This is a genomic window from Sphaerisporangium fuscum (genome assembly GCF_018531465.1).
Taxonomy (GTDB): Bacteria; Actinomycetota; Actinomycetes; order Streptosporangiales; family Streptosporangiaceae; genus Sphaerisporangium; species Sphaerisporangium fuscum.
The window spans coordinates 286,068-292,941 of sequence record NZ_JAHDTF010000012.1; the positions used below are offsets into that span (position 1 = coordinate 286,068).

6 protein-coding genes and 1 tRNA gene are annotated in these 6,874 nt (G+C 69.1%); 5 read left to right on the forward strand and 2 right to left on the reverse strand.

Annotation, left to right across the window (positions count from 1 at the left end):
* Nucleotides 1–63 precede the first annotated feature (63 nt).
* From KIK05_RS16535 to KIK05_RS16555, 5 genes are all read left to right on the forward strand, one after another.
* Nucleotides 64–1,866: an FUSC family protein gene (locus KIK05_RS16535; protein WP_214411593.1), complete on the forward strand. Its 1,803-nt coding sequence runs from the start codon at nucleotides 64–66 to the stop codon at nucleotides 1,864–1,866.
* Between the two features lie 38 nt (nucleotides 1,867–1,904).
* Nucleotides 1,905–2,399, forward strand: coding sequence for an RNA polymerase sigma factor (locus tag KIK05_RS46950; protein WP_308249951.1), 495 nt, complete (start codon nucleotides 1,905–1,907; stop codon nucleotides 2,397–2,399).
* A gap of 42 nt (nucleotides 2,400–2,441) precedes the next feature.
* Complete coding sequence (locus tag KIK05_RS16545; RefSeq protein ID WP_372455593.1) at nucleotides 2,442–3,272, forward strand: PSP1 domain-containing protein; 831 nt, start codon at nucleotides 2,442–2,444, stop codon at nucleotides 3,270–3,272.
* A gap of 85 nt (nucleotides 3,273–3,357) precedes the next feature.
* A complete protein-coding gene (locus tag KIK05_RS16550) occupies nucleotides 3,358–4,932 on the forward strand; it encodes an alpha/beta hydrolase (RefSeq protein ID WP_214411595.1) in 1,575 nt (524 codons plus the stop codon).
* A 282-nt stretch (nucleotides 4,933–5,214) separates the two neighbouring features.
* Nucleotides 5,215–5,291: transfer RNA gene (locus KIK05_RS16555), tRNA-Thr, on the forward strand.
* A 67-nt stretch (nucleotides 5,292–5,358) separates the two neighbouring features.
* Here KIK05_RS16555 and KIK05_RS49415 read toward each other — a convergent pair.
* Both KIK05_RS49415 and KIK05_RS46955 read right to left on the reverse strand, forming a co-directional pair.
* Nucleotides 5,359–5,748 (reverse strand): tyrosine-type recombinase/integrase, encoded by a 390-nt coding sequence (locus KIK05_RS49415; protein ID WP_372455594.1) that lies wholly within the window; start codon nucleotides 5,746–5,748, stop codon nucleotides 5,359–5,361.
* A complete protein-coding gene (locus tag KIK05_RS46955; RefSeq protein WP_250562867.1) occupies nucleotides 5,732–6,643 on the reverse strand; it encodes a tyrosine-type recombinase/integrase in 912 nt (303 codons plus the stop codon). Before KIK05_RS46955 ends, KIK05_RS49415 begins: the two co-directional genes overlap by 17 nt.
* Nucleotides 6,644–6,874: the final 231 nt, after the last annotated feature.

Genomic DNA, 6,874 nt, shown 5'->3' on the forward strand with positions numbered 1-6,874 from the left:
AAAATCCTACGCTAAGTCTTACTATCTAGCCTGTCTGAGTCGTCCATCGATACGCAGGTACTGATGACTTCGCTGGGATTGTCACGCCGCCTCCCTCTACCCGGCCGCCCTGCGGTCCTGGAGGGGCTGCGGTCGTTCGTCGTGGCGCTCGGGACGTTCCTCACACTCGCCGCGCTGGTCCGGTGGGGCCACGGGTCGCTGGGCGTCATCGTCGTCGGCGTGGTGATCGCCTTCTCCCTGGACAGGGTGGGCAAGGGGCAGGAGTGGCGTTCCCTCCTGGTTCGCCTGCCCCTGGTGACGATCTGCGTGACGGCCGTCGGCACGGTCATCCACGCCTCACCCTGGGCGGGAAGCGCGTTGTTCGTCGTGCTCGTCTTCGTCTCGATCCAGCTGCGGCGCCACGGACCCCGGGCGGCGGCGATCGGCCGGCTGATGGTGCTCCCGCTGCTCGGCATGTTCGTGTCACCGGTCCCCGTCGCGGCGGACCCGCTGCACTCCCTGCTGTGGGCGCTCCCCGCCTGCCTGGTCGCCCTGGCTTGGAACCGCATCGTCGCACTGTCGTTCACCCGGCGCCGTCCCGCTCTGCCCGGCGCGTCGTCCACGGCCGCCCCGGAACCCGGCGCCGCCGCGGAACCTGGTGCCGCCTCGGAACCCGGTGCCGTAGCGGGGCCCGGCGCCGTGCCGGGGCCCGGCGGGGTAACGGAGCCCGGTGCCGTAGGGGAACACGGCGTCGTGCCGGGGCCCGGTGTCCCGTTGGAGCCCGCTCCCGTACCGGAGCGCGGCGCCGCTCCGCCGTCCGCCGCCTCCGGGGCGGTCCACACGCGGCTGGCGGCGCAGGCGGCCATGGCGACGGCGCTGGCGTTCGTCGCCGGGCACCTGCTCTTCCCCGGCCGCTGGGCCTGGCCGGTGATCACCGTCCTCGTGATCACCATCGGCGCGCGCTCGCGGGGGCACGTCCTGTACAAGGGCCTGCAGAGATTCGCCGGCGCCCTCGCCGGGGCCACCACGGCGACCCTCATCGCCGGACCGGTGCAGGGGCATCCGGTGGTCTCCGGCGTCGTGATCTTCGCGTACCTGCTGGCGGGGCTCATCCTGCGTCAGGTGAACTACTCCTACTGGTCGTTCTGCGTGACCAGCATGCTCGCCGTGCTGTACGGCCTGACCGGGCAGGCCGGGCCCGAGTTCCTGGGCGAGCGGCTCCTCGGCATCCTCCTCGGCGCGGTGTGCGCGATCGTGCCGGCGTTCGTGCTCATGCCGGTCCGCACCGAGGCCGTCGTACGCCGTAACCTCTCGCGGGTCCTGGAAGCACTCGGGGACGTCCTTCGGGACCCCGGTGAGGAGGCCAGGCGCGAGTTCGACCAGCGGTCCGCGGCCCTGTGGGTGGCGGCCGAGCCGATGATGGCGCTGCGGCGCAGCCGGCGGGCGGCCGCGTTCCTGCTGCGCAGGCCGGCGCCCCGACACGAGCTGGCCGAATGCGTCGACGCCGTACTGACCTGCGCGGAGCCTCTGACGACGCTGACCGCCGAGCCTCGCGCGACGCTGACCGCCGAGCCTCCCACGACCCTGACCGCCGAGCCTCCCACGACCCTGACCGCCGAGCATCCTACGACGCTGACCGCGGAGCCCGGTGAGACCGCGGCCGCCTGTTCCGATCATGAACGTCATGCCCAGGCCTCCTCGGCCCGCGCCGCTCATGGGGCGCTCCGCCGGAACATCGCGACGATCCGCCTCACCCTGGGGCGCCGTCCCGCCCCGGAATGGGTACCGGTCGACGTACCGCCCGGCCCGCACCCGCACGCCCGAGCCCTCGCGGGCCTCGACGCCGCGCTCCGCTCGGTCGCGACCACCCTGAAGATTCCTGGCTGAGGCGAGCAGCAAACCGGCCCTCCGGCCGTCTCTGTCATGTGGAAACCGAACTGGACGCCCCACGGCTCTCCTTCCGGGAACCCGAGGGGCACAGAGAAGCCGGAGCGCCCGGGGATTCCTTGACCGGTGAACCGGTCGACATCGCCGCGTTGTTCGCCGATCACCACCTGGGCCTGGTACGGCTCGCGCTGCTGATGATCGGCGACCAGGCCGGCGCGGAGGACGTCGTCCAGGAGGCCTTCGAGCGCACGCACGCCGGACGCCGCCGCCTCCGCCAGTCGAACAGCGTGTTCATCAACGGGGTGAAGGTGCAGGACATGCCGGAGTCCTTCCGCATCCGGGTCGCGCCGGAAACCGACCGGCCGGCGCTGGTGCGGACCCTCAAAGGCATGCAGGGTGTCTCCAGCGGTGGTCGACGAGAGCTGCGTGGACCGCACCACGAAGAAAGTGACCTGCTAGCCACGCCATCACCGATATTGCCGTCCACGACGGGAGTACGCGTAATGTGGGCCCAAGCGCGCCCGCACGCATGATCCGTATCGGCGAGGAGGCGGAGGGGTTCCATGGGCATGATCATGGCCGTGAGCTTTGCTCGCTACGGGAGGCTCTACTACCTCGACCCCGGCGGCCACAGCCCCAAGGTGGGCGACAAGGTACTGGTGCCGACCGACGCCGGCCCCGAGGTCGCCGAGTGCGTCTGGGCCCCGCAGTGGGTGAGCGAGGACATCGACGGCCTGCCCGTCTGCGCCGGCATCGCGGGCGAGGAGCACCTCGAACGCGACGAGGCGAACCGCCGCCGACGGGCCGAGGCGCGCAGCGTGACGAAGCGCCTGATCAAACGGCACGAGCTGCCCATGAAGATCGTCGGTGTGGACTACCTCGACGCCGACAACGTCTACACCGTTTACTTCTCCGCCCCCCACCGGGTGGACTTCCGCGCCCTCGTCCGCGACCTGGCCCGCAACCTGCGGGCCAGGGTCGAACTGCGCCAGATCGGCCCGCGCGACGAGGCGCGGCTGCAGGGCGGCATCGGCCCCTGCGGGCGTGACCTGTGCTGCGCCACCTTCCTGAAGGACTTCGAGCCGGTGTCGGTCCGCATGGCCAAGGACCAGGACCTTCCGGTCAACCCGCTGCGCATCGCGGGCGCCTGCGGGCGGCTGATGTGCTGCCTGAAGTACGAGCACCCCCTGTACCAGGAGTTCCGGGCCTCGGCGCCGCGCGTGGGGACCGCGGTGGACACCCCGGAGGGCTCCGGAACCGTCGTCGGGCACAACGTCCCCGGCGACTCGGTCGTCGTCCGGCTGAACGACGGGGGGCGCAGGTGCGCGTGCTCGAAGGCGAGCGTGTGCTCGCCGCGGAAGCAGCACGACGCGATGTACGGCGGACAGCTTCCCTCGGGGGAGTGAAAGCCCAGGTGGGCGGGGTACAACCAAAGGGCCGCGCGGAAGATCACCGGCGGCTGTTCGACAACGGGGGACAGGTGGTCGGCGCATGATGCGCTCTCCAGGCGCCGGCCGCAGGGCCGGCGTCATTCTCGCGGCGATGGTGATCGCCTCCGCGTGCACGGCCAAGGGGGAGTCCGGGCACGGAGCGGACGGGTCGACGGCGGTCGGCCCACCTGCGGCAGGGGCGGCGGCCACCCAGGCGCCGTCGGCGGCACTGGCGCCGTACTACACGCAGAAGATCAAGTGGGCGCCCTGCAAACAGGACTTCCAGTGCGGCAAGCTCGACGTCCCCCTCGACTACGCCGACCCGGAAGGCGAGCGCATCCAGATCAGCCTGATCAAGCTCCCGGCGAGCGGCAAGGACCGCGTGGGCTCGATCATCCTCAATCCCGGCGGGCCGGGAGGATCGGGCATCGGCTACGCGCAGGCCGCCAAGTCGGTGCTGACGCCCGCCGTCCTGTCCAAGTTCGACACCGTGGGCTTCGACCCCCGCGGAGTCGGCGAGTCGGCGCCCGTGCGCTGTCTCACCGGCGCCGAACTCGACAAGTTCATCGGGCTCGACGGCACACCCGACAACCCCGCCGAGATCAGCGCGCTGGCCAAGGGCGCCAAACACTTCGCCGAGGGATGCGAGGCCAAGTCGGCGAAACTGCTGCCCCACGTCGGCACGGCCGACGCCGCCCGCGACATGGACGTCCTGCGAGCGGCCCTCGGCGACCAAGGCGTGACGTACCTGGGCAAGTCGTACGGCACCTACCTCGGCGCCGTGTACGCGGACCTGTTCCCGAAGAAGATCCGCGCGATGGTGCTCGACGGCGCCATCGACCCCGCGATCTCGCCGGTCCCCGCCGTCAACGCCGCCCAGGCGCACGGCTTCGAGGTGGCCCTGCGGTCCTTCATCGAAGACTGCCTCAAGCAGACCACCTGCCCCTTCTCCACCAAGAACACCGATTCCGCCCTGAACCAGGTCACCAGCCTCCTCAAGGCCACCGACCAGCACCCGCTTCGCAACGACACCGGCGACGGGCGGCAGATCGACGAATCGTGGACCACACTCGGCATCGTCACCGCGCTGTACGACAAGCGCTCCTGGCCCGTGCTCAGATCCGCCCTCGGCCAGGCCTTCCGCGGGGACGGCACCACCCTGCTCAAGCTCGCCGACATCCTGGTCGACCGCAAACCGGACGGCAGCTACTCCAACCAGACCGAGGCCAACATGGCCATCAACTGCATCGACCACCCCTATCCCCACAAGCTGTCCGCCTACGAACAGGCAGCCGAGAAGGCCCAGAAGGAATCCCCCCGCTTCGGGGCCTACGTCATGTGGGGCTCCCTGCCCTGCGAGTACTGGCCGATCCAGCCCAACGTCACCGACAAGCCCCTGAGGGCCGCCGGCGCCCCACCCATCCTCGTCGTCGGCACCCAGCGCGACCCGGCCACCCCGTACGAGTGGGCCAAGAACCTCGCCTCCGAGCTGTCCTCCGGCGTACTCCTCAGCTACGACGGCGACGGCCACACCGCCTACCGCACCGGCTCCACCTGTGTGGACGAGGCGGTCGACCGCTACCTGATCGACCGCACACCCCCCAAGAACCCCACCTCCTGCCCCAAGATCACCTAACTCCCACACCCCCCTGCGGAGCCGCACAGCTGGGCGATGATCGAAGGGGGCTGTAACCGGGCGGGTGGGCGAAGGGGCCGTGTGGCTGGGCGGCGGCCGAAGGGGTTGTGTAGCTGGACGATGACCGGAGGGGCCGTGTAGCTGGGCGGCGGCCGGAGGGGCCCTGTGACCGGGCGGCGAGCGGAGGGCCCCCGCCATAGATTGCCACTGCCCCGCAACGCCTGGCGCAAGAACCGCCGGAAACCTGTAGACTTCGACACGCTGCGGGTTCACCTGCAGCACGCCGCCTTAGCTCAGTCGGCCAGAGCGACGCACTCGTAATGCGTAGGTCAAGGGTTCGATTCCCTTAGGCGGCTCCACAATGACCAGGGCGTTCTCCGGTTGGAGAACGCCCTTGATCGTTTCTGGTTGCAGTTCGAGTTGCAGTTATCGCGACTGGCCGTCTCCCCACAACACCCGCCCCATCTGACGCGCCGCGTCCTTTGCCATCGGCGACGCGACATGTGTATAGCGCTGGGTGACTCGGATGTCCGAGTGGCCGAGGACCTCCATCACGGTACGGACGTGCACCCCCATGTCGATCAGTAGGGTCCCAGCGGTGTGCCGGCCATCGTGGACGCGGGCATCCCATACTCCGGCCTGCTGGAGTATCTCCTTCCACTCCTCCCAATCGTGCCGTGGGTCGATCGGCCGACCATCCGGCCGGGCGAAGACGAGATCGTTGTCCTCCCACGCCTGGCCGGCCGCAGCCCGTTCGACCTCCTGTGCCTCTCGCTGTGCCTCAAGCAGGGGTATGAGTTCAGCAGGGACCGGGATGACGCGCTTCGACCGGCTCTTCGGGCGCCGGAAGCCGAGCCCGCCGCCCTGGCGGTTGGGACAGGTACTCGCGTGCCGCGTGTAGTCCTTGGGACATGCGTTCTTCACCTCGGGGCAGACGTGCCCCTTCTTGTGGCAGCCCTTCACGATGACGGTGCTTGGTGCAGTCCTTTGGACAGGGGACTCGGTGCTTGTCCTTGGTGCACGCTACGGGATCTCCGCACCCGTGTAGCCACTTGGTGCGCTGGATCTGCCACCAGATCTTGACCTCGTGCCCGTCGAGATCCACGTACTTCCAGCGCAAGCCGAGCGCTTCACCCTGTCTGAGCCCCAAGGCAATGCCGACCACCCACCGGGCGCCGTTGCGTCGACCAGCTACGACGTCGAGAATCTTTCGCACGTCGCTACGGCTGAGCGGCTCGATCTCGACGTCACCGCTACCGGGCGGCTCGACGAGTTTCGCCACATTGCGGCCCACCTGATCGCGCCGCATGGCGATCTCCAGAGCCCTGGACAGGACGCGATGCACCTTGAGGATGTGCGACTCCGCCTTACCTTGCTCCGCCATCCCGACGTACAGCCGATCGAGGTGTTCAGGCATGAGCCGGTCGAGGCGATGCTTACCGAGGTGCGGCACGATCCAGTTCTTGTTCTTGCTCCGGTAGTCGTCCAGCGTTCGAGGTGCCATCTTGCCCGTGGCCACGAGGCGCGCGCAGATGGTGTCGAGGTACGTCGTCATCCATTGCTCGACGGTCGGTCGACGCCCCGGCTTGCTGGTCTTTCCGGCATCTCGAAGTTTCTCCAGCTCTCGAACCTTGCGCGTGACCTCGGCCTTGGAATCGGCCACCCGGTGCCGTCGGTCGGGCGCACCGTTGTCCTTCACGCCCATGGTCACCCAGCCATGCCACTTCCCATCCTTGCCCAGGTAGATGGATGAGCGGCCGTTGGGATTCCGTCCGCCTGAAGTCATGTCAGTTCTCCAGTTCCGTGACGGAAGGCGGGACTGTCTAGAAAACGGTGTTTCTCGATCTCGATTCGTTATCGGGTGGTCGGGGTCAGGCGGCCTTCGAAGGTGATGGCGAAGGCGTTCAGGGCGGCCTTCCAGCGGGTGATCCAGCGTTTGCGG

What these genes read in the sequence shown, in the direction of transcription:
- KIK05_RS16535 (WP_214411593.1), top strand. Translation starts at nt 64, where the DNA reads ATGACTTCGCTGGGATTGTCACGCCGCCTCCCTCTACCCGGCCGCCCT.
- KIK05_RS16545 (WP_372455593.1), top strand. Translation starts at nt 2,442, where the DNA reads ATGGCCGTGAGCTTTGCTCGCTACGGGAGGCTCTACTACCTCGACCCC.
- KIK05_RS16550 (WP_214411595.1), top strand. Translation starts at nt 3,358, where the DNA reads ATGATGCGCTCTCCAGGCGCCGGCCGCAGGGCCGGCGTCATTCTCGCG.